17 protein-coding genes are annotated in these 20,974 nt (G+C 65.6%); 10 read left to right on the forward strand and 7 right to left on the reverse strand.

The features are described from left to right. Window positions 1–99: 99 nt before the first annotated feature. Window positions 100–756 carry a peptide-methionine (S)-S-oxide reductase MsrA gene (gene msrA / locus AC1VNY_RS23350; protein ID WP_482406937.1) on the reverse strand — a complete coding sequence of 219 codons (657 nt, stop codon included), beginning with the start codon at window positions 754–756 and terminating at the stop codon, window positions 100–102. 130 nt (window positions 757–886) lie between these two features. Then, a complete protein-coding gene (locus AC1VNY_RS23355; RefSeq protein WP_482406938.1) occupies window positions 887–1,204 on the reverse strand; it encodes a hypothetical protein in 318 nt (105 codons plus the stop codon). Window positions 1,205–1,578: 374 nt separating this feature from the next. Between AC1VNY_RS23355 and rpsT the strand changes: the two genes are divergently transcribed. The 9 genes from rpsT (at window position 1,579) to AC1VNY_RS23400 (ending at window position 13,854) form a co-directional block, all read left to right on the forward strand. Then, window positions 1,579–1,845, forward strand: a complete 267-nt coding sequence (gene rpsT / locus AC1VNY_RS23360) for a 30S ribosomal protein S20 (RefSeq protein ID WP_016842667.1) — start codon at window positions 1,579–1,581, stop codon at window positions 1,843–1,845. 1,231 nt (window positions 1,846–3,076) lie between these two features. Further along, complete coding sequence (gene dnaA / locus AC1VNY_RS23365; protein WP_482406939.1) at window positions 3,077–4,507, forward strand: chromosomal replication initiator protein DnaA; 1,431 nt, start codon at window positions 3,077–3,079, stop codon at window positions 4,505–4,507. 265 nt (window positions 4,508–4,772) lie between these two features. Continuing rightward, window positions 4,773–5,891 carry a DNA polymerase III subunit beta gene (gene dnaN, locus AC1VNY_RS23370; RefSeq protein WP_074126563.1) on the forward strand — a complete coding sequence of 373 codons (1,119 nt, stop codon included), beginning with the start codon at window positions 4,773–4,775 and terminating at the stop codon, window positions 5,889–5,891. Window positions 5,892–5,969: 78 nt separating this feature from the next. After that, window positions 5,970–6,335: an endonuclease domain-containing protein gene (locus tag AC1VNY_RS23375; RefSeq protein ID WP_482406954.1), complete on the forward strand. Its 366-nt coding sequence runs from the start codon at window positions 5,970–5,972 to the stop codon at window positions 6,333–6,335. Window positions 6,336–6,408: 73 nt separating this feature from the next. Next, window positions 6,409–7,545 carry a DNA replication/repair protein RecF gene (gene recF, locus AC1VNY_RS23380; protein ID WP_482406940.1) on the forward strand — a complete coding sequence of 379 codons (1,137 nt, stop codon included), beginning with the start codon at window positions 6,409–6,411 and terminating at the stop codon, window positions 7,543–7,545. Window positions 7,546–8,035: 490 nt separating this feature from the next. Continuing rightward, a complete protein-coding gene (gene gyrB, locus AC1VNY_RS23385; protein ID WP_482406941.1) occupies window positions 8,036–10,471 on the forward strand; it encodes a DNA topoisomerase (ATP-hydrolyzing) subunit B in 2,436 nt (811 codons plus the stop codon). 165 nt (window positions 10,472–10,636) lie between these two features. Further along, a complete protein-coding gene (gene murA / locus AC1VNY_RS23390; protein WP_411782674.1) occupies window positions 10,637–11,929 on the forward strand; it encodes a UDP-N-acetylglucosamine 1-carboxyvinyltransferase in 1,293 nt (430 codons plus the stop codon). A gap of 57 nt (window positions 11,930–11,986) precedes the next feature. Beyond that, the gene (locus tag AC1VNY_RS23395; RefSeq protein ID WP_482406942.1) at window positions 11,987–13,384 is read left to right on the forward strand and encodes an MATE family efflux transporter; all 1,398 of its coding nucleotides are present in this window, start codon (window positions 11,987–11,989) and stop codon (window positions 13,382–13,384) included. Beyond that, window positions 13,381–13,854, forward strand: a complete 474-nt coding sequence (locus tag AC1VNY_RS23400) for a DUF2867 domain-containing protein (protein WP_212057907.1) — start codon at window positions 13,381–13,383, stop codon at window positions 13,852–13,854. Before AC1VNY_RS23395 ends, AC1VNY_RS23400 begins: the two co-directional genes overlap by 4 nt. A 13-nt stretch (window positions 13,855–13,867) precedes the next feature. Here the strand turns inward: AC1VNY_RS23400 and AC1VNY_RS23405 are convergent, their stop codons facing one another. After that, complete coding sequence (locus AC1VNY_RS23405; RefSeq protein WP_482406943.1) at window positions 13,868–15,007, reverse strand: FUSC family protein; 1,140 nt, start codon at window positions 15,005–15,007, stop codon at window positions 13,868–13,870. Between the two features lie 162 nt (window positions 15,008–15,169). Between AC1VNY_RS23405 and AC1VNY_RS23410 the strand changes: the two genes are divergently transcribed. Continuing rightward, window positions 15,170–16,540, forward strand: coding sequence for an MmgE/PrpD family protein (locus AC1VNY_RS23410; RefSeq protein ID WP_482406944.1), 1,371 nt, complete (start codon window positions 15,170–15,172; stop codon window positions 16,538–16,540). Window positions 16,541–16,932: 392 nt separating this feature from the next. Here the strand turns inward: AC1VNY_RS23410 and AC1VNY_RS23415 are convergent, their stop codons facing one another. From AC1VNY_RS23415 to AC1VNY_RS23430, 4 genes are all read right to left on the reverse strand, one after another. After that, window positions 16,933–17,223 carry a DUF1330 domain-containing protein gene (locus AC1VNY_RS23415; RefSeq protein WP_482406945.1) on the reverse strand — a complete coding sequence of 97 codons (291 nt, stop codon included), beginning with the start codon at window positions 17,221–17,223 and terminating at the stop codon, window positions 16,933–16,935. A gap of 129 nt (window positions 17,224–17,352) precedes the next feature. Then, window positions 17,353–18,780, reverse strand: coding sequence for a serine hydrolase domain-containing protein (locus AC1VNY_RS23420; protein WP_482406946.1), 1,428 nt, complete (start codon window positions 18,778–18,780; stop codon window positions 17,353–17,355). Window positions 18,781–19,170: 390 nt separating this feature from the next. After that, on the reverse strand, window positions 19,171–20,241 hold the full coding sequence (locus tag AC1VNY_RS23425; protein WP_482406947.1) for an AraC family transcriptional regulator: 1,071 nt from the start codon (window positions 20,239–20,241) through the stop codon (window positions 19,171–19,173). 31 nt (window positions 20,242–20,272) lie between these two features. Continuing rightward, a complete protein-coding gene (locus AC1VNY_RS23430) occupies window positions 20,273–20,848 on the reverse strand; it encodes a GNAT family N-acetyltransferase (RefSeq protein WP_482406948.1) in 576 nt (191 codons plus the stop codon). Window positions 20,849–20,974: the final 126 nt, after the last annotated feature.

Genomic DNA, 20,974 nt, shown 5'->3' on the forward strand with positions numbered 1-20,974 from the left:
AGCGGGAGGCCGGAAAAGCCGGCCTCCCATTGGCTTAGCGCCGTGCCCGGCAAGAGCGCAAACCGGCTTTCCGGAGCGAGCTCTTTCTCAACAAGACGATCAGGCGGTGACGCCGACGCCGATCGGGCAGGACACGCCGGTGCCGCCGAGCCCGCAATAGCCCGCCGGATTCTTGGCGAGGTATTGCTGGTGGTAGTCCTCGGCGAAGTAGAATTCGCCGGCCGGCGCGATCTCGGTTGTGATCGCTCCGAGACCCTTGGCGGCCAGCGCCTTCTGGTACATCGCCTGCGACTGGTCGGCGGCTTTGCGCTGCGCGTCGCTGAACGTGTAGATCGCGGAGCGATATTGCGTGCCGATGTCGTTGCCCTGGCGCATGCCCTGCGTCGGGTTGTGGCTCTCCCAGAACGTCTTCAGCAGCTTCTCGTAGGAGATCTTCTTCGGGTCGAACACGACCAGCACCACTTCGGTGTGGCCGGTGCGCCCCGAGCATACTTCCTCATAGGTCGGGTTCGGCGTGTGGCCGCCGGCATAGCCGACCGCGGTGGTGTAGATCCCCTCGCCGAGTTCCCAGAATTTGCGCTCCGCACCCCAGAAGCAGCCGAGCCCGAACACCGCCTGCTCGAGGCCTTGCGGATAAGGCGGCTGCAACTTGCTGCCATTGACGAAATGGGTGGTCGCGGTCGGGATCGGCGTCGCGCGGCCCGGCAGCGCCTCGGCGGCGCTTGGCAACGCGGTGGTCTTGCGCATGAACAACATGGACACCTCCAGGCGGGACATCGGCCGACGCGGCAACGGCCTGCGGGCCGGCTGTCACCTATATATGTCCTTACGCGGATGATGGCAGCCCCGTTACTGAGTGCTGCAGCCAAGGAGGGCTGCCGACAAGTCAGTCGCGCGTGTAGCCGATCAAGGGCTTGCGCGGCCGGAACAGGATCATCAGCAGGATGCCAGCAATGCCGAGCACTGCGAACACCGGCTGCTCCAGAAGCAGGCGGATCACGTCATTCCAGAGCCAGGGCGCGAAGCGATCCACCCAGGCATGGAATGCCTGCTGGCTCGACTGGTGGATGTCGTTCCAGAACTGGCCGAATTGGGTGAACCGCAGGCTCTGGTCGGCGACGTAGCGGGCCCCGTCATAGACCATGAAGATGAAGCTGCCGGCCAGCAGCAGAAGGCCGATCAGACGGAAAAAGCCGCGGATCATGCGTCACCCTAACTCCCAGTCGCGCCCCACGCGTCGTCAGGCCTTACCGGGCGCCCCCCGGAAATTCAACCTCTTCAGCGGCTTATCCGGCCCCCGCGGGGGCGATTTCGGGCCCTTTTTGGGTCCCGAAAGCGTTGACGCTTCAGCCCGCGCCATCTATAAGACCGGCCGATGGCGGCGGGCGCAATCCTGCCGCCGCTGTTCTTTGGACAGTGCCGCAGGCGCGGGGCAGCATTTTGCGCTCCTCGCATGGCCGCCTCAAGGACACCCAAGAAAACCACCTTGGACAAATACATCAGAGTTGAGATTTGAACCGGCCGGTGCGCGCAAGCCCGACCACCGAGCGATCACCGCCGAAGGACAGTTAGAGAACCATGGCCAACACCACCTCCGCCAAGAAGGCGACCCGCAAGATTGCCCGCCGCACCATCGTCAACAAGTCGCGCCGCACGCAGATGCGTGGCGCGGTGCGCACCGTCGAGGAAGCGATCAAGAGCGGCGACCGCGAGGCGGCACTGAAGGCGATGAGCCGCGCCGAGCCCGAGCTGATGAAGGCAGCGCAGCGCAACATCATTCACAAGAACAACGCGAGCCGTAAGGTCTCGCGTCTGTCGCAGCGGATCGCCAAGCTCGCCAAGTAAAAGCTCGGCGCGTGAGCTGACTGGAAGACACATTTGTCACGAAGCCCGGCTCGCGCCGGGCTTTTTGTTTTTGTCTCGACTTTTGTCGTGGAAGTTTCATAGCGCGAGAACACTTCGCGTTGCCGCGCGACGAACTGCGTGTCATGTTTCGTTTCGTCGCGTCCGTAGTTCTACCGGCTCAACATGCTTAATGCGCCGCACTCGCCCACAGATTGTCCTTCGCTAAGCTGGATAGATGGAATAGCGCGCAAGCATTTCGCGGCGAAACTTGCGATGCGGGGTTACCCTGCAAAAGTAATCGAGAAAAATGACGTCTCGCGAATTACTTATGCACATAGCGTTGGACAGCGATTGGAAAAATGACCGGCGCGAGACCAAATGTAAATTTTCTATGAAAAATTTTTGGTATTGCACCGTCGTTTGTGACGCGCGTGAATCTGTGCGCTGATTCAAAAACTTGCTTTCGCAACTCAGCATCGGCAACGCCGCAACAGTTGCGAAGAGTCTCGGTCCCCGTCGAATCCACGGATTGTCAGGAAATGTGCTTGGTGTATTTATTTCTTGTTCGCGACGCCCACGGCTCTCCAGATCAGCGCGGTTTGAGACCCAGGGGCGGACGCACAAATCGGCGGCGGTGTGTGCGTTAGCGACGCTTTCCAAGCGAAGCTGGATTGACGGCTCATAGCGATATGAGGACGGACGACCTGTGTCAAAAATTCTCCGGCGATGTCCCCGGCAATTTGGGGGATCGAACAAGAGAGACCAGGACGTCGGTCGGAATCTGGCAGCGGGAACGCGGAGCGAGTGAACGGGTTGACGACGACACGGCGGCGGCGAAGCGCCGGGCATTTCGGTGTTCGGTAGCAGCAGTTCGAATTTGAAGACACGAGCAAGCTGACAACTTGCCGCGATACGTCGCGGCGGGAGGGGGAGGACTTATGCCTTACGGTATCATCACTGCAGTCGAACCAACGACAGCCGAAGCGCAAATTTCCAGTGGTGCCGTAATCAACCCCTCGGACGTCAGTTCCTACCCGCAGCGTCCGTCGAGTACGCGCTGACCTCGCGGGGCGCATCTTCTCCAAACAGCTGATCTGTCGGGTGGCGCATGGTCGCCGCACGGGAGAGCTTTGTCCGGAGCAGACCGCGCCCGCTAGAGGTCGCGCCGTGGCAGCCAACCTGCGCGGCGCTTTCGCAACGAATATCTCTCAGACTTGGAAGTACGAAGGCAATGACGAACACGGAACAGGATCGCTGGTCGCGGGTGAAGGGACGTCTGCGGACGAGCGTTGGCGAGGACGTTTACACGAGCTGGTTCGCACGGATGGATCTGGAGAGCGTGCACGACGAGAGCGTGCACCTGTCGGTTCCGACCCGGTTCCTCAAGAGCTGGATCCAGGCGCATTACGCCGATCGCGTGCTGTCCTGCTGGCAGGCCGAGATGCCGGAAGTGCACAAGATCGACCTTACCGTCCGCTCGGCGATCCGTGCGACGGCTCCGGTGAAGGAAACGGCTGCGCCCGTCGAAGTGCGCCGCATCGAGCGCGCCGACGGTCGCCCCGCGCCCGAATTGCGCTCGTTTGCAACTGCGCCGGTGTCGGCAAGCCATGACGCGCTCGGCGGCTCGCCGCTCGATCCGCGCCTGACCTTTGCCAGCTTCGTCGTCGGCCGGTCCAACACGCTGGCTCATGCGGCGGCCCGCCAGGTCGCGGAAGGTCGCCGCGGCGATCCCGTGATGTTCAACCCGCTCTACATTCATGCCGGCGTCGGCCTCGGCAAGACGCATCTGCTGCAGGCGGTGACCTGGTCCGGCAATTCCGGCGGCGAGCGCAAGGTGCTGTATCTCACCGCCGAGAAGTTCATGTACGGCTTCGTCGCGGCGCTGAAGACGCAGACGGCGCTGGCCTTCAAGGAGGCGCTGCGCGGCATCGACGTGCTGGTCATCGACGATCTGCAGTTCCTGCAAGGCAAGTCGACGCAGGCCGAGTTCTGCCACACGCTGAACGCGCTGATCGATGCCGGCCGCCAGGTCGTGATCGCGGCCGACCGTCCGCCGTCTGATCTGGAAAGCCTCGACGACCGCGTGCGCTCGCGGCTCGCGGGCGGGCTCGTGGTCGAGATGGGCTCGCTCGGCGAGGAGCTGCGGCTCGGCATCCTGAAGTCGCGCGTCGCCGCGGCCCGCGCCCACCATGCAAGCTTCGACGTGCCGGAGGAGGTGCTCGACTATCTGGCGCGCACCATCACCCATAACGGCCGCGACCTTGAAGGCGCGATCAACCGCCTGCTGGCGCACTCCAAGCTCAACAACCAGCCGGTGACGCTGGAGATGGCCGAGCGCGAGGTGCGCGACCTGATCCGCCCACAGGAGCCGAAGCGGATCAAGATCGAGGACATCCAGCGCGTGGTCGCCCGGCAGTACAATGTCAGCCGCTCCGACTTGCTGTCGTCCCGCCGCACCGCCAATGTGGTGCGCCCGCGTCAGGTCGCGATGTATCTGGCGAAGACGCTGACCTTGCGCTCGCTGCCGGAGATCGGCCGGCGCTTCGGCGGCCGCGACCACACCACGGTGTTGCACGCCGTGCGCAAGATTGAGGCACTGGTCGCCAAGGACACGGCGCTCTCGGAGGAAGTCGAATCGCTGAAGCGCCAGCTGCAGGAATAGGGCCGCTTCATCCGGCCGGCTCGTTCCATCGCCCTCCCCTTTGCCAAAGGGGAGGGCTAAACTTTTTTCCGACCCAAAACGTGGGGAACGGGGCTCGTTTCACGCCCGTATCCCTTGCACCGGCCGCCCATACGCGCCACCTTGCGGTCCCCCCGTGGGTTTGATCAAATCCGGTATTGATCCGGCTTTTCGGGTTTCCAATGCCGCGGTGCTGCCCTGAACGGCCGCCCGGCTTTTCCATCTGAGGGATCTGGCGGGTATTGCAATGAAGGTCACCGTCGAGCGCGCGCAACTCCTGAAATCGCTGGGTCACGTTCACCGCGTGGTCGAGCGCCGCAACACCATCCCGATCCTCGGCAACGTGTTGATCCGCGCCGAGGGCGCCAAATTGTCGCTGAAGGCGACCGACCTCGACCTCGAGGTGACGGAGACCTTGGCCGCCGAGACCGGAACCGCCGGCTCGACCACGGTGCCCGCACACATGTTCTACGACATCGTCCGCAAGCTGCCCGACGGCTCGCAGATCGTGCTGGAAGCCGACGGCGACCGCTCGGTGCTCGCCGTGCGCGCCGGCCGCTCGCGCTTCACGCTGCAGACCCTGCCCGAGAGCGACTTCCCCGGCCTTGCCGCCGGCGACATGACGCATTCGTTCTCGCTGCCGGCGTCCGACATCAAGCGCCTGATCGACCGCACCCAGTTCGCGATCTCGACCGAAGAGACCCGCTACTACCTCAACGGCATCTATCTGCACGCAGCCGGCAGCGCCAAGGCGGCGACCCTGCGCGGCGTTGCGACCGACGGCCACCGGCTGGCCCAGATCGACCTCGCGCTGCCCAAGGGCGCAACCGGCATGCCCGGCGTGATCGTCCCGCGCAAGACGGTCGGCGAGGTGCAGCGGCTGATCGAGGGCGACGACGCCGAGATCTCGATCGAGCTGTCGGACGGCAAGATCCGCTTCACGCTCGGCAATGTGGTGCTGACCTCGAAGCTGATCGACGGCACCTTCCCGGACTATGGCCGCGTCATTCCGCAGAACAACGACAAGGAACTCGTCGTCGACAAGAAGGATTTCGAGGCCGCCGTCGACCGCGTCTCGACGATTTCCAGCGAACGCGGCCGCGCGGTGAAGCTCGCGCTGTCCGCGGGCAAGCTGGTGCTCTCGGTCACCAATCCGGATTCCGGCAGCGCCACCGAAGAGCTCGAGGTCGAGTACGCCTCCGACGCGCTCGATATCGGCTTCAACTCGCGCTATCTGCTCGACATCGCCGCCCAGATCGAGGGCGAGGTCGCGGTGCTGAAGCTCGCCGATCCCGGCTCGCCGACCCTGGTGCAGGACCGCGACAGCAAAGGCGCGCTCTACGTGCTGATGCCGATGCGGGTGTGATGACCTTCTCCGCATGCTCAACTGCACCCTCTCCCCTTGTGGGAGAGGGTGGCGCCGAAGGCGCCGGGTGAGGGGTTGGTGCCGCGAACGCCGCACCATCGACCGACCGATGAACGCCTCCGCGGCTTCGCAAAGAAGATGCGCCGAGAGCCGACTGACGCGGAAGCGAAGATGTGGCGCCTGCTGCGCGATCGGCGCCTGTCGCACTTGAAGTTTCGAAGGCAGGTTCCATTTCGCAATTACATTCTCGACTTCGCGTGCTTTGAGAAGCGCCTCGCCATCGAGATCGACGGCGGTCAGCACGCTTCGTCGCCGCGTGATGCATCCAGGACTGACGCGCTTGCGGCGGAAGGCTTTCAGGTCTTGCGCTACTGGAACAATGACGTCTTGCGGACGCCCGAGGCAGTGCTGGAAGACATTGTCGCCAAGCTTGCCGAGCTGTGAGATACCCCTCACCCGTCGCCTCACTTCGTGAGGCGCCACCCTCTCCCACAGGGGGAGAGGGGAAGGAAGAGAGATGACCCCGTCCCGCATTCATCGCCTGTCGCTGACGCATTTCCGCAATTACCGGACGGCGGCGCTGCAGGTCGCCGGCGACATGGTGGTGCTGGTCGGGCCGAACGGCGCCGGCAAGACCAATTGCATGGAAGCGGTCTCGTTCCTGTCGCCGGGCCGCGGCCTGCGCCGCGCGACGCTGGAGGACATCGCCGACAATCAGGGTGACGGCTCCTGGGCGGTGTCGGCCGAAGTCGAGGGCGCGCTCGGCCTCGCCACGCTCGGCACCGGTATTGATCCGCCGACCGGTGACGCCGGCAGCACGCGGCGCTGCCGCATCGACCGCGAACCGGTGGGTTCCGCGACCGCTTTCGGCGATCATTTGCGCATCGTGTGGCTGACGCCGGCGATGGACGGCCTGTTCATGGGCGCCGCCTCGGAACGGCGGCGCTTCTTCGATCGCCTGGTGCTGGCGATCGATTCCGAGCATTCCAGCCGCGTCTCCGCGCTGGAGCGCTCGCTGCGCTCGCGCAACCGGCTGCTCGAGGTGCGCAACTATGACGACCATTGGTGTGACGCGATCGAGCGCGAGACCGCGGAGCTTGCGGTCGCGGTCGCCGCGTCGCGGGGCCAGACCGCCGCCAAGCTCGCCGTGATGCTGCGCGAGCGCGGCGCCGCCTCGGCCTTCCCCTCCGCCGAGATCATGCTCGACGGCTGGATGGAGAACGCGCTGCTGCAGGAGCCCGCAACCGCAGTGGAGGACCGCTACCGCGAGATCCTGCGCGCCGGCCGGCCACGCGATGCCGCCGCCGGCCGCACGCTCGACGGCCCGCATCTGACCGATCTGCAGGTGGTCTACGCACCGAAGAACATGCCGGCGCGTGACGCCTCGACCGGCGAGCAGAAGGCGCTCCTGATCGGGCTGGTGCTGGCGCACGCCACGATGGTCGCGGAGATGACCGGCATCGTGCCGCTGCTGCTGCTCGACGAGGTCGTCGCCCATCTCGATCCGAACCGCCGCAAGGCGCTGTTCGACGAGCTCGCCAAGCTCGGCGCGCAGGTCTGGATGACCGGCGCCGATCCCGCGGCGTTCCTCGACCTCGGCCCTCGGGGGGAGATTTTCGACGTCGAATCCGGCCGCGCCACACGGCGCGGCTGATTGGCTAGTCTAGGGCAATCTGAAGCGATGGCGCCGTCGCAGAGCGCATTGCCAAAATATCGAAAACAACCCCATGCAAAGTAGCCGGCGGCGGCCGGCGTTCGATCAAGCAGCTTGACACGTCGGGCAACTCAGGAACATTATTCTAATATTCCGAAATTGCACCAGCATTCCCTCGCCCCCCGGTTCGCCCATGCCCGGCGGGGAGAAGCGAACCTCCGAAGCCGCTCCAATTCAGCCTGGTCTCATCATGTTTCTGGCGGCGCAGAATCGGCCTCGATAGGGGCTTCGAATCCGCCACCGAATCGGGCTTTTCAAAGCCCTCGGAATCCGCCTTTGAAGACCTTGAAAGAGGCCTAAAAAATCCTATTTATTCAATAGTTTGTAGATGGAGACTTTGCGCTAGGCGCAACCCCTCTTTCATGGCACAAATAGCGGAATCAGCGCCTCATTTTGTGCAGCTGATTCGGGACATCCTCGAAGGCCTCACATGACTGAACCTGCCCGGCAGACCCCTGCCGAATCTGAGCATCCCATTCCGGCTGAATATGGTGCGGAATCGATCCGGGTGCTGAAGGGCCTCGACGCCGTCCGCAAGCGGCCCGGCATGTATATCGGCGACACCGATGACGGTTCCGGCCTGCATCACATGGTCTACGAGGTCGTCGACAACGCGATCGACGAGGCGCTGGCGGGCCATGCGAGCCGTGTCCTGGTCACCCTCAACGCCGACAATTCCGTCACCGTGTACGACGACGGCCGCGGCATTCCGGTCGGCATCCACAAGGAAGAAGGCGTCTCGGCAGCCGAGGTCATCATGACCCAGCTGCACGCCGGCGGAAAGTTCGACCAGAACTCGTACAAGGTCTCCGGCGGCCTGCACGGCGTCGGCGTCTCCGTGGTCAACGCGCTCTCCAGCAAGCTGGGCTTGCGGATCTGGCGCGACGACAAGGAGCACTACATCGAATTCGCGCACGGCGATGCCGTGGCGCCGCTCAAGGTGGTCGGCGATGCCCCGGGCAAGCGCGGCACCGAGGTCACCTTCCTCGCCTCGACCGAGACCTTCAAGAACGTCGAATACGATTTCGCGACGCTCGAGCACCGGCTGCGCGAGCTCGCCTTCCTCAACTCCGGCGTCCACATCGTGCTGTCCGACATGCGCCACGCGGTCGAGAAGCGCGAGGAGATGCATTATTCAGGCGGCGTCGAGGAATTCGTCAAATATCTCGACCGCAACAAGAAAGCGATCGTGCCGGCGCCGATCATGGTGCGATCGGAAGCCAACGGCATCGGCGTCGAGGCGGCGCTGTGGTGGAACGACAGTTACCACGAGAACGTGCTGTGCTTCACCAACAACATCCCGCAGCGCGACGGCGGCACCCATCTGGCCGGCTTCCGCGGCGCGCTGACCCGCCAGGTCAACGGCTATGCCGACGCCAATGCGAAGAAGGAAAAGATCGCGCTAACCGGCGACGATTGCCGCGAGGGCCTCACCGCGGTGCTGTCGGTGAAGGTGCCCGATCCGAAATTCTCGTCGCAGACCAAGGACAAGCTGGTGTCCTCGGAGGTTCGACCGGTGGTCGAGAACGTCCTGAACGAGGCGCTGGCCGCCTGGTTCGAGGAGAATCCGAAGGAAGCCAAGGAAATCGTCGGCAAGGTGATCCAGGCCGCCGCAGCCCGCGAGGCTGCGCGCAAGGCGCGCGAGCTGACACGCAAGAATCCGCTCAGCGTCTCCTCGCTACCCGGCAAGCTCGCCGACTGCCAGGAGAAGGACCCCGCCAAATCCGAACTGTTCATCGTCGAGGGCGACTCGGCAGGCGGCAGCGCCAAGCAGGGCCGCAACCGCGAATTCCAGGCGGTGCTGCCGCTGCGCGGCAAGATCCTCAATGTCGAGCGCGTCCGTCCCGACAAGATGCTGTCCTCCGAGCAGATCGGCACGCTGATCACCGCGCTCGGCACCGGCATCAGCGACGATTTCTCGGTCGACAAGCTGCGCTATCACAAGATCATCGTGATGACCGACGCCGACGTCGACGGCGCCCATATCCGCACGCTGCTGCTGACCTTCTTCTATCGTCAGATGCGCTCGATCATCGATGGCGGCTATCTCTATATCGCCCAGCCGCCGCTCTATAAGGTCTCGCGCGGCAAGTCCGAGCAATACCTGAAGGACGAGCGCGCCCTCGAGGACTATCTGATCTCGACCGGGCTCGACGAATGTGTCTTCAAGCCGGCCTCCGGCGACGACCGCTCGGGCCGTGATCTGCTGTCGCTGGTCGAAGACGCCCGGGTCATCCGCTCGGTGCTGCGCAACCTGCACAGCCGCTATAATCGCGCCGTCATCGAGCAGGCCGCGATCGCGGGCGTGCTCAATCCCAGGATCACGAGCGATATCGCCACCGCCAATTCGGCGGCCGAATACATCGCCAAGCGGCTGGACGCCGTGGCCGAAGAGGTCGAGCGCGGCTGGATCGGCACCTTCACGGAAGGCCAGGGGTTCCAGTTCGAGCGCACCGTGCGCGGGGTCAGGGAATTCGCCGTGATCGACGACGCCTTCCTCGGCTCGGCCGACGCCCGCAAGCTCGACGAATACGCGACCGAACTGCAGGAGATCTACGTGCGGGCGGGCAAGCTGCGGCGCAAGGATGCCGAGCAGATCATCCACGGCCCGATCGACCTGTTCGAGGCCGTGACCGACGCCGCCCGCAAGGGCATCTCGCTGCAGCGCTACAAAGGTCTCGGCGAGATGAACCCGGAACAGCTCTGGGAGACCACGCTGGACACCGAGGCGCGCTCGCTGCTGCAGGTGAAGATCAAGGAGGTCGACGAGGCCGACGATATCTTCACCAAGCTGATGGGCGACGTGGTCGAGCCGCGCCGTGAGTTCATCCAGGACAATTCGCTCAGCGCCACCATCGACATCTAGGGTTCTGCGCACGGCCGGGCGGGCGTGCGCTTCTCGGCGCCGGCGCGGCGCTACCTTTCGTGTGGAAGCTGCGCCGGAAGTTGTGTTACGGTGCCGGACGGCCGTTGATTCCGTTGTGGAATTTCCAATGGCCCGGTCTGAATGATGCGTTAGGGGACAATCCGCGTGCCGCCGATCCAATACATCGTCGAAGGCGGCCGCCGCCTTTCGGGCACCATCGAGCCGTCGGGCAACAAGAACTCCGCACTGCCGATCATCGCCGCGGCACTGCTCACCGAGCACCCGGTCACGCTGACCAACGTGCCGCGCATCCGCGACACCGAAACGCTGGTCGAATTGTGCCGTTCGGTCGGCGCCACCGCCGAATGGACCGAGCGCAACACGCTGCAGATTCATGCCAAGGAGATCCGCGCCGCCGATCTCGATCCGGCGCTGTGCGCGCGCATCCGCGCCTCGATCCTGCTCGCAGGCCCGCTGCTCGCCCGCTGCGGCGAGGTCGCGCTGCCGCCGCCCGGCGGCGACGTGATCGGCCGCCGCCGGCTCGACACGCACTTCCTGGCCTTCGAGCAGCTCGGCGCAACCGTCACCGCGACGCACCGGCTCGAATTCCGCGCCACGCGGCTGAAGGGCGCCGACGTGTTCCTCGACGAGCCCAGCGTCACCGCGACGGAGAACGCGCTGGTCGCCGCCGTCGCCGCCCGCGGCACCACCTATCTGCGCAACGCGGCCTCCGAGCCGCATGTACAGGACCTCGCCAATTTCCTGATCGCGCTCGGCGCCAGGATCGAAGGTGTCGGCACCAACACCATCGTCGTGCACGGGCCGGCGACGCTCGGCAGCACGACTTTCGCGATCCAGCCCGACCATATCGAGGTCGGATCACTGATCGGGCTTGCCGCGGTGACCCGCTCGCCACTGCGTATCGCGCGCGCCGGCGTCGAGCATCTGCGCTCGATCCGAATGGGCTTTGAGCGGCTCGGCATCGTGTGCGGCGTCGAGGGCGACGACCTCGTCGTACCGTCCGGCCAGACCATGAAGATCCAGGACGATTTCGGCGGCCATGTGCCGAAGCTTGAGGACCAGCCCTGGCCGGCCTTCCCGGCCGACCTGATGTCGATCGCGATCGTCACCGCGACGCAGTGCGACGGCGTCATCCTGATGCACGAGAAGATGTTCGAATCCCGGATGTTCTTCGTCGACAACCTGATCGCGATGGGTGGCCGCATCGTGCTGTGCGACCCGCACCGCGCGATCGTCGCCGGCCCCAGCCGGCTGCGCGGCGCGCCGATGAACTCGCCCGACATCCGGGCCGGTATGGCGATGCTGCTGGCCGCGGTGTGTGCCGAGGGCACCTCCACCATCAACAACGCCGACCAGATCGAGCGCGGCTATGAGCGGATCGACGAGCGGCTCAACGCCCTCGGCGCCAAGATCAAGCGGATTCCCGCGCGATCGTGATTCCCTGCGGCAGCTTGGCCATCCTTCCGGCCGGTTTGCCGTGCTAAGCGTGCCGTCATGACCTGCATCGACAAGATCGACCCGGCCGCGCCGAACGCGGCCGTTGTCGTCCCTCGCAACCTGCTCACGGCCGAGCTCGCGGAAACGCTGAAGCTCGCGGTGCCCCTCGCGCTGACGCAGCTCGGTCAGATCGCAATGATGACGACCGATCTCGCCTTCATCGGCCGGCTCGGCAGCGAAAAGGTCGCCGCCGCGGCGCTGGCGCATACCGTGTATTTCGTCAGCTTCACCATCGGCATGGGCATGATGTCGGCGGTCTCGCCGCTGGCCGCGCAGGCGTTCGGCGCGCGCAACCCGCGCGTGATGCGCCGCGCGCTCCGCGTCGGCCTGTGGGCCGGCTTCTTCATGGTGCTGCCGCTGATGGCGCTGCCGTTCCAGGGCGAGCGCATCCTGCTCGCGCTCGGCCAGACCCAAGCCACCGCGCATCTGGCGCAGCAATATCTGTTCGGGCTCGCCTGGGGCATCTTGCCGGCGCTGTGGTTCATCGCGCTCCGCGGCTTCATGAGCGCCGTGAACCGGCCGGAGCCGGTGCTGTGGATCACGCTCGCGGCGATCCCGGCCAATGCGCTGATGGTCTACCTGTTGCTGTACGGCAAATGGGGCATGCCCGAACTCGGCATGTTCGGCGCCGGGCTTGCGACCACGATCGTCAATCTCGGCACCTTCCTCGCCGGCGTGTGGTTCGCGGCGCGCCGCCGCCCGTTCCGCAAATATCATGTCTTCGGCCGCGTCTGGCGCATCGACTGGCCGCTGATGGGCAAGCTGGTCGCCGTCGGCGCGCCGATCTCGATCGCCTTCCTGCTGGAATACGGCCTGTTCGGTGCGGCCGGCCTCTTGATGGGGTTGATCAGCACCACGGCGCTGGCCGCGCACCAGATCGCGCTGCAGATCGCGGCGATCCTGTTCATGGTGCCGTTCGGCGTCAGCATGGCCGCTACCGTGCGGGTCGGCCAGGCCGTCGGCCGCCGCGATACCGACGCGGTGCAGCGCGCCGGCTTTGTCGCGGTCGCATTGTCCGGCGTCTTCATGAGCGTCATGACGCTCGCGGTGATCCTGGCGCGCTTCGAGATCGCGGCGCTGTTCCTCGGCGAGGCCTCCGACACCACCGCGCAGCTCACCGCGGCGCTGCTGTTGATCGGGGCGACCTTCTTCATCGCCGACGGCATCCAGACCACCACCGCGGGCGCGCTGCGCGGCATGAACGACACCCAGGTGCCGCTGCTGTTCGCCGTCATCAGCTATTGGCTGATCGGCTTCGCGTCGGCCTCCGCGCTCGCCTTCTGGGTGAAGCTCGACGCCGCCGGTGTCTGGATCGGGTTGTCGCTAGGAACTGCGGTCTATGCGACCCTCCTCGTCTTGCGTTTCCGCCTGCTGGCACGCAGACTGGGCAAATGAGGGTCGACGAGGTCACGCCGAACGTGGATTCCGCCGCGCTGCTCGCCGGCGCGCAGTTCATCGATGCGTTCCGGATCGCGACCACGCGTCCGGACCTCGACGCGCGCCACGCCGCCGAAGCGATGGTGACGCGCCAGCCGCGCTGGTTCGAATGGCTGGTCGCCTTGCGCAATCTCCTGGTCGCGCCGCTCGGCCTGAAGACGTCAGGCGCAACTGAAGGCGTGGCGCGCGACATGATCGGGATCTTTCCGGTGGTCAGCGAAACGCCGGAGCGGCTGGTTGCGGGCTTCAACGACAAGCATCTCGACTTCCGGCTCGTCGTCGACGTCGCGCCCGCAGGGCCCGCGCGCAGCATCACCGCGACCACGCTGGTGCTCACCCATAACTGGCTCGGGCGGGCCTATCTTACGGTGATCATGCCGTTCCACCGCCTGATCGTGCCCGCGATGCTGCGCAAGGCCGTAGACTGAGCCCTGCTCCATCTTAAGCCGCGCTCTTCTCCGGCGTGTCGGCGACGATCTTCTCGGATGCTTCGGCGTTGATGCACCAATTGCCGTGGCAGCGCTTGAGGTCGTTGAGATTCTGCCGCATCTGGTCGAGCGAGAAGCCGAGCGCGTAGAAGCGCTCGGCGGCATCGACCGGCAGGCCGCGGATCAGGCCATCCCTGCGGACCGCGGCGACCTCCTCGCTATAGGCGTGCAGCGCGGCATCGACCGGCGCCATGTCGGCCGGGCCGCTGCCGGCACGCAACGCGGTCGCGACCGCCACCATGTAAGTCACGATCGCCTTGCTGACGTCGGCCAATGGCCGCGCCAGCCTCGCCTGGATATCGGCCGGCAGCGGCACCACACAGGCGCGCCCGATCATCACGACGTCGTGCCGCAGCCGCTGGATGGTCCGCAGCAACGGACCGGTGTCCGGCCCCGATGACAGATGCATCGAGCGCTCGCGCTCGGCCTCGAGGCCGGTCGCATGCAGATTGCTCACCGCGGTGCCGATGCCGTCCTGGATCCGGTGCAGCGCGTCGTTGTCGAGGCCGCGGGTCAGGCCGGCGAGCAATTCGGCGAACGCCGCCGACAGCAGCTCCAGCAGGTTCGATGCATTGACCCTGATCTGGCTGACCGCGCGCGACGGCAGCACCAGGAACGAGATCAAGAGCCCGGTGAGCGCGCCGACCGTCACCTCGAGGACGCGGTCGATCGCGGAATCCAGCGGGTTGGAGTGATGCATCGTCGGCAGCAGCAGCACGATCACCGCCGTCACGGTCGCAGAGTTCAGGCTCGGATTGAGCGCGGCGATGAAGGCCAGCGGCACGATCGCCAGCACCAGCAGCGCCAGCAGGCTGCCCTCGCCGGAATGCGGGATCAGCACCGCGATCGCGCCGCCATAGACGGCGCCGCCGATGGTACCGAGCATGTAGTCGCGGCTGGCCTTCAGCGAGCGGCCGACGCTCATCTGGGTCACGATCAGCGAGGTCAGCACCGCCCAGAGCGGCAGCATCAGGTTGAGCGCCAGCGCGATGGTATAGGCCGCCACGCCGGCGGACGCGATCCGGACCGCCAGCGCCAGCTGCGTCTTGCGGGTCCAGAGCTGGTCGAACATGCGTTTTGCGAAGGTCCTCATGCACCGTGATCCGCAATCAAAGGAAAGGCCCGTGTTACATGACTTGAAGCTAACCGACCTGAAGCTAACCGATTTGGAGCATGGCAGCTGCCCGCGGCGGCAAGGTGGCTTGAAAGGCCTGACCTGCCCGCCTACCCTGCGCCGCAAAATTGAGGAAACACGATGGCCCACGAAACCGCAACGCTCGCCGCCTACGTCGCCGACCTGAAATATTCCGACATTCCGCCGGAGGTGCTGGAGCGCGCCAAGGTTTTGACGCTGGATTTCCTCGGCAGCACCATCCGCGCCCGGCGCGATGCGGAATCGACGCCCTCGCTGATGAAGATGCTGGAGGCGCTGGCGCTCGACGGCAAGGGCGAGGCCACCGTGTTCGGCGACACCAAGACCTGGACCCCGGCGGTCGCGGCGCTGCTCAACGGGGCGCTCGGCCATTCGCTCGATTTCGACGACACCCACGCCGATTCCTCGCTGCATCCGAGCGCACCGGTGGTGCCCGCCGCTTTCGCGGTCGGCGAGATGGTCGGCGCCTCCGGCCGCGACGTGCTGACCGCGATCGTCGCCGGCTATGAAGTGTGCTGCCGGCTCGGCAACGCGCTCGACCCGACCTCGCATTACGCCCGCGGCTTCCACCCGACCGCGACCGCCGGCACCTATGGCGCCGCCGCGGCAGCAGGAAAGCTGTTCGGACTGTCGAAAGAACAGATCATCTCCGCGTTCGGCGTCTCCGGCAGCCAGGCTGCGGGCTCGCTGCAATTTTTGGTCAACGGCGCCTGGAACAAGCGCTACCAGGTCGGTGCCGCCGCGATGAACGGCGTGATCGCTGCGACGCTGGCGCGCAACGACTTCATCGGCTCGAGCGAGTCGGTCGAGGGCAAGCACGGCCTGCTGGTCGGCTATACCGATGACGCTCATCCGGACAAGGCGGTGGCGGACTTGGGCCACATCTACGAGACGCTGAAGATCGGCGTGAAGCCGTATCCGAGCTGCCGCTACACCCACGCCGCGATCGACGCGCTGATCGCGATGCGGCGCGAGCACAATCTGACGCCGGACCAGATCAGGAAGGTCGAGATCGGCCTGCACCGCAACGGCATCACGCTGACCGGCGACGCCGCCACCAAGCGCCACCCGACCTCGGTGGTCGGCGGCCAGTTCTCGATGTTCTTCACCGGCGCGATCGCGCTCGACCAGGGCCATTTCGGCTGGGACGATTACGACCGGCTGGGCGATGCGGCCATCGACGCGCTCGCCGACAAGTTCGACGTGGTGCAGGACGACCGGCTCGAGGTCGGCCGCACCCATCCGTTCGGCGCCCGCGTCTCGATCACGACAGATGACGGCACCCATGAGCGCCTCTATGCCGATCCCTCCGGTGAGCCGACCTCGTTCCCCGACGCAAAGGCGATGCAGCAGAAGTTCTTGACGCTGGCCCGCCCGGTGCTCGACAAGCGCGCCGACCAGCTCGCCGACGCCATCCTGACGCTCGAGCGCTTCGACCGCGTGGAGAAGGCGACGCAGCTGGGGCGGCAGTAAGTCTGCACTCGTTGTTACAGCGCGGGGCTGCGCGCCACACCCACCGTCGTCGTCCCTGCGAAAGCAGGGACCCATAACCACCGCATTCGACCATGAACGGGATCGCGGCCCCAGCGTCGCGCAACAAGTCTCATTTGGGGTAATGGGTCCCGGCCTTCGCCGGGACGACAGTGGGGATGGTTCTCGATTCAAGTTGTCACACTGCGCGGTGCATCTGCTGCTGTCGTCCCGGCGAAGGCCGGGACCCATAACCACCGCATTTGATGATGAACGGGATCGTGGCCCCAGCGTCGCACAACAAGTCTCATTTGAGGTAATGGGTCCCGGCCTTCGCCGGGACGACGATGAGGATGTCAAACAGCGCGGTGTCGCGCCCCGGAAAGACGGCTCACCTACTCCGCTCCGTCGATGATCACAAAATCCCCATCCGAGTATTTCTGCCGGATCGCCTTCGCGGCCTGATACTCCGCGCAGGTGTAGCATTCCATCGCGGTGGCGCGATCCCTAAATTCGATGACGAAGTTGCGCTGGCGCGTTGCGCCTTCCATCACCTCATAGGGGCCATTGCGCACGATGAAATTGGCGCCGTACTTCTCGAACACCGGGATCGCGGCGGCGAGATATTCGGGATAGCGGGCTTCATCGTGAACCGTGACGTGCACGATCCAGTAGGCTTTCGGCATGATGGTCTCCGGTTGACGCGTGTTTCAAGAAACTATGGCGCGCCTCCTCGCGAGATGCGCCACAGCATCAGAAAATTCCGGAGGCCGAGATTCAATTCACGATCGCGCGGGCGTTGTGTGACGTGCCGGTCAATTGCCGCCCGCGAGCCGCGCGCTTGCAGACGTCGCTGTGACGACGTCACGGACCAGATCGAACACGCCGTCCGCCTCGGTCGGCATGTTCGGCGAGCGGCCGAGGCGGACGATGACGAGGTGCTGCGACGGCACGATAATCACGTATTGCCCGATCGTGCCCTTGGCGAAGAAGGCGTCGCGCGGCCAGCCGTGCGCGATCCGGTAGTTGGCGCCAAAGCTGTCGCCGAGATCGGTCCAGAACCCCGCGCCGATGCCGACCCAGGCGCGCGGCGTCGGCGATGCGGAATACTTGACCCAGCCCTCGGGCAGGATGCGCTTGCCGCCGGCCATCCCGTCATCGAGGTAGAGCTGGCCGAACCGCGCCCAGTCGCGCGCGCTCGCCATCATCGCGCCCGATCCTTCCGGCGTGCCCGCCGCATCGAACTGCATCACGACATTGCGCATGCCGAGCGGTCCGAACAGCTCCTCACGGGCGAAGCGCATCACATCAGCCGCATGCCCGCCAACGGCGTTGCGGATCAGATGCGAGAGGATCAGGTAGTTGCCGTCGTGATAGTTCCAGACCCGGCCGGGCGCGCTCTCCAGCGGAGCGCTCTCGGCGAAGGCGGCCATGTCCGATTCCATGAACTTCATGCGGTTGACCGGCTCGAGCACGGATGCCAGCGACGCCTGCAGCGAACTGCCGAGTGCGAGGCCCGCGGTGTGGCGCAACAGCTGATCGACCGTGATCGCGTGCCGCGGATCTTTCGGATCCTGCCAGGCCGCGATCGGCACCGGCCGATCGACCGCCAGCTTGCCGTCGCGCACCAGGATTCCGATCAGCGCCGAGATCACCGATTTGGTCGCGGAGAAACCGAGCAGCGGCGTGTCGGTGCCGACGCCGTCGGCGTAGCGCTCGGCGACGATGCGGCCGTCCTTCATCACGACGACAGCGCGGGTGTGGCGGAGCGGCGGCTCCGCCGGTTCGGCAAAGGCGCGGTCGATCGCGGCCGCAAGCTGCGGGGTTTGCGGCGCGACGAGCGCGGGGCCGGCGATCTCGGGTAGCAGCGCGGCCTGCGGCCTCAAAGGCGGCAACGCAATCTCGCCCAGCGTCTCGCCATGGTCGAGCGTGCAGCCCATGCCCTCGCGATAGACCGCATGGCTGCGGCCGAGACCGAACAGCGTCACGGTGACGTCCTTGCGATCGAGGTCGACCTCGGTGTCCATCGCCCAGGTGATCAGGCCGGCGCCCGGCATCGCGTCCGTGGTCTCGGTCAGGTTTCGCCTGGGGTCGAGCCCGCTGACGAAGGTCTCTGAGCAGATCACATTGGCGACAAAGCCGGTCGCGACCTCGGGCACATCGCGGGCGCGGGCGGCGGACAGCGCCAACGCACCGAGCGCGGTGGTGGTGGCGAGAATGAGAAAGAGCTTTCGACGGGTCACGGGATCCTCCGGCAATGACGCGATGGGCATGGCCGGGATCAGGCCGCAGGGGGCGGGATAGCGCTCGCCGGATTTGGAAATCGGGCTAGCCGAGGATTGGCGGCCGCTCGCCGATTCTGGAAATGCGCTGTAATTACAACGACTAGGATCGCAAGCCGCATACCAGGCGAGCACGCTGCTCAGGCTCCCTCCCCCCTTGCGGGGGAGGGTTGGGGAGAGGGGTAGGCCCCGGGCGAGACGGTCGGTCGGAGCCCCGTCATCGCAACTAGCTTCCTTACTGAGAAAGAAACTTGAGGGGGCGCGTCGTGTGGCCACCCCTCTCCCTAACCCTCCCTCGCAAGGGGGGAGGGAACCCTGCCGCCGGTGCGTCCCTCACATCACCGCACAACGTCACACCGCGCTCGCCTTCTTCCGATACTCCGTCGGGGTCACGCCTGTCGTCGCCTTGAAGGCGCGGTTGAAGGGGCCGAGCGACTGGAAGCCGGCGTCCATCGCGATGGTGATGACCGGGACCTCGGCCTGCGCGGGGTCGGCGAGCGCCGCCTTGGCTTCCTCGATCCGGTGGTTGTTGAGGAAGACGTTGAAATTGCGGTAGCCGAGCCGCTGGTTGATCAGCCGACGCAAACGGTACTCGGGGATCTTCAGCCGGGTCGCCAGCGTGCCGATGGTGACGTTGTCGTGGCGGTAGATCCGCTCGTCCGCCATCAGCCGCATCAGGGCATCGACCAGCTTGCGGTCGGCCGCCTCCTCGGTCGCGGCCGGCTTCGTCAGCACGACGGCCTCCGCCGGCACCGTGAACAGGTCGGCGCCGTCGACGCGCATCATCGCCCAGGTGATTGCGGCCACGGTGGCGGTGAGCACGGCCGCGTTCATCAGGTTGGCCCATTCCACTGTCACGCGGCTGCCGGCATAGGCAATCTGAAGCAGCGCATTGAATCCCCCGTACAGCGCAGACGCGGCGACGATGAAGACGCGGACACGGCGGCGGCGCTCGACCAGATCCGCCGACCATGATCCGATGGTTTGCCCCACCGCGAGCGCAACGAAGACGAGCGTGAGCGAATTGACCATGGTGATCGCGAGCCGCGCGTGACCGGCGGGTGCAATCCACATGCAACTGACGAAGCTGTAGGCCACGACCGCGGCCCAGATCAGGCCGTGCCACCAGCGCAGCACAAACGCGTCATCGAACAGCGCGCGCGTGAACAGCCAGAACACCACGATATCGCCGGTCGAGAGCGCGATCAGTGGCGCATGCCAGTCCGAGACCGGCGGCCCGGCACCGATCGACGCGGTCACCGCATGCGCGGCCGCGCCGAGCGCGAAGGCGGCCGCAAGCCGCCCGGAAAGCGCCTTGCGAAAATCAGTGAGCAGCAAGGCGGCAAGCACCAGCAGCAGCGCCACGCTGGCGCTGCGCAGGCAGAGTTCAAGTGCGGCCCAATCTGAAGCAGCCGATGTCATCGCCGAACAATCGTCGGTCGGACATGGTTTTTCAAGATGGCTCGCGCTGCCAGCGCTGGCGTGTCGTCACCCAGATATCGACCACATCGCCCTCTAGCCTGCCCGGCCCCTCGTTCACGGCACCGATTCGCCGCGCCACCGCCTGCGAGGTGACGTTGGCCGGATCGATGCAATGGATGATGCGGTCGACCGTGAAGTTGTCGAATACCCAATCGATCGCGGCCCGCGCCGCCTCCACCGCGTAGCCCTTGCCGCGGTGCTCTTTGGCAATGCCCCAGCCGACCTCGAAGCCCGGCCATTCCGGCGGGTGATACGGGCCGACGCGGCCGATGTAGCGGGCGGAAGATTTCTCCTCGACCGCGAACATGCCGAAACCGTGCAGCGCCCAGTGGCCCGAGATGACGGCGGCGTTGCGCCAGCCCTTCAGCTCCGACGTGACCGGCTGATGATCCGGCGTGATGAAGCGCGCCGTCTCGGGATCGGACAGCATTTTCGTGTTCTCAGCGACATCGGATGCACGCCACGGCCGCAGGATGAGCCGCGCGGTCTCGATCACGGGACCATCGACCCGCAGCAGTCTTGCGCCTGGCTTGATCAGAGAAACCATCGGCACCTCCGGTTTCCAAGATTATGCTGTTATCACGCGCGCGCACGCGCCAGAAGTAGTTCGTCGTCCCTGCGAAAGCAGGGACCCATAACCACAAGGCTTTGTTGTTAGGCGAAGCCGCGGCCA

It is taken from the genome of Bradyrhizobium ferriligni, assembly GCF_056837965.1.

Excerpts from the sequence above, each read along its gene's own strand:
- dnaA (WP_482406939.1), top strand. The coding sequence starts at position 3,077 with ATGACGAACACGGAACAGGATCGCTGGTCGCGGGTGAAGGGACGTCTG.
- AC1VNY_RS23415 (WP_482406945.1), bottom strand. The coding sequence starts at position 17,223 with ATGCCGAAAGCCTACTGGATCGTGCACGTCACGGTTCACGATGAAGCC.
- AC1VNY_RS23400 (WP_212057907.1), top strand. The coding sequence starts at position 13,381 with ATGAGGGTCGACGAGGTCACGCCGAACGTGGATTCCGCCGCGCTGCTC.
- rpsT (WP_016842667.1), top strand. The coding sequence starts at position 1,579 with ATGGCCAACACCACCTCCGCCAAGAAGGCGACCCGCAAGATTGCCCGC.
- msrA (WP_482406937.1), bottom strand. The coding sequence starts at position 756 with ATGTTGTTCATGCGCAAGACCACCGCGTTGCCAAGCGCCGCCGAGGCG.
- gyrB (WP_482406941.1), top strand. The coding sequence starts at position 8,036 with ATGACTGAACCTGCCCGGCAGACCCCTGCCGAATCTGAGCATCCCATT.
- AC1VNY_RS23425 (WP_482406947.1), bottom strand. The coding sequence starts at position 20,241 with ATGACATCGGCTGCTTCAGATTGGGCCGCACTTGAACTCTGCCTGCGC.
- AC1VNY_RS23430 (WP_482406948.1), bottom strand. The coding sequence starts at position 20,848 with ATGGTTTCTCTGATCAAGCCAGGCGCAAGACTGCTGCGGGTCGATGGT.
- dnaN (WP_074126563.1), top strand. The coding sequence starts at position 4,773 with ATGAAGGTCACCGTCGAGCGCGCGCAACTCCTGAAATCGCTGGGTCAC.
- AC1VNY_RS23405 (WP_482406943.1), bottom strand. The coding sequence starts at position 15,007 with ATGAGGACCTTCGCAAAACGCATGTTCGACCAGCTCTGGACCCGCAAG.
- AC1VNY_RS23395 (WP_482406942.1), top strand. The coding sequence starts at position 11,987 with ATGACCTGCATCGACAAGATCGACCCGGCCGCGCCGAACGCGGCCGTT.
- recF (WP_482406940.1), top strand. The coding sequence starts at position 6,409 with ATGACCCCGTCCCGCATTCATCGCCTGTCGCTGACGCATTTCCGCAAT.
- AC1VNY_RS23355 (WP_482406938.1), bottom strand. The coding sequence starts at position 1,204 with ATGATCCGCGGCTTTTTCCGTCTGATCGGCCTTCTGCTGCTGGCCGGC.
- AC1VNY_RS23410 (WP_482406944.1), top strand. The coding sequence starts at position 15,170 with ATGGCCCACGAAACCGCAACGCTCGCCGCCTACGTCGCCGACCTGAAA.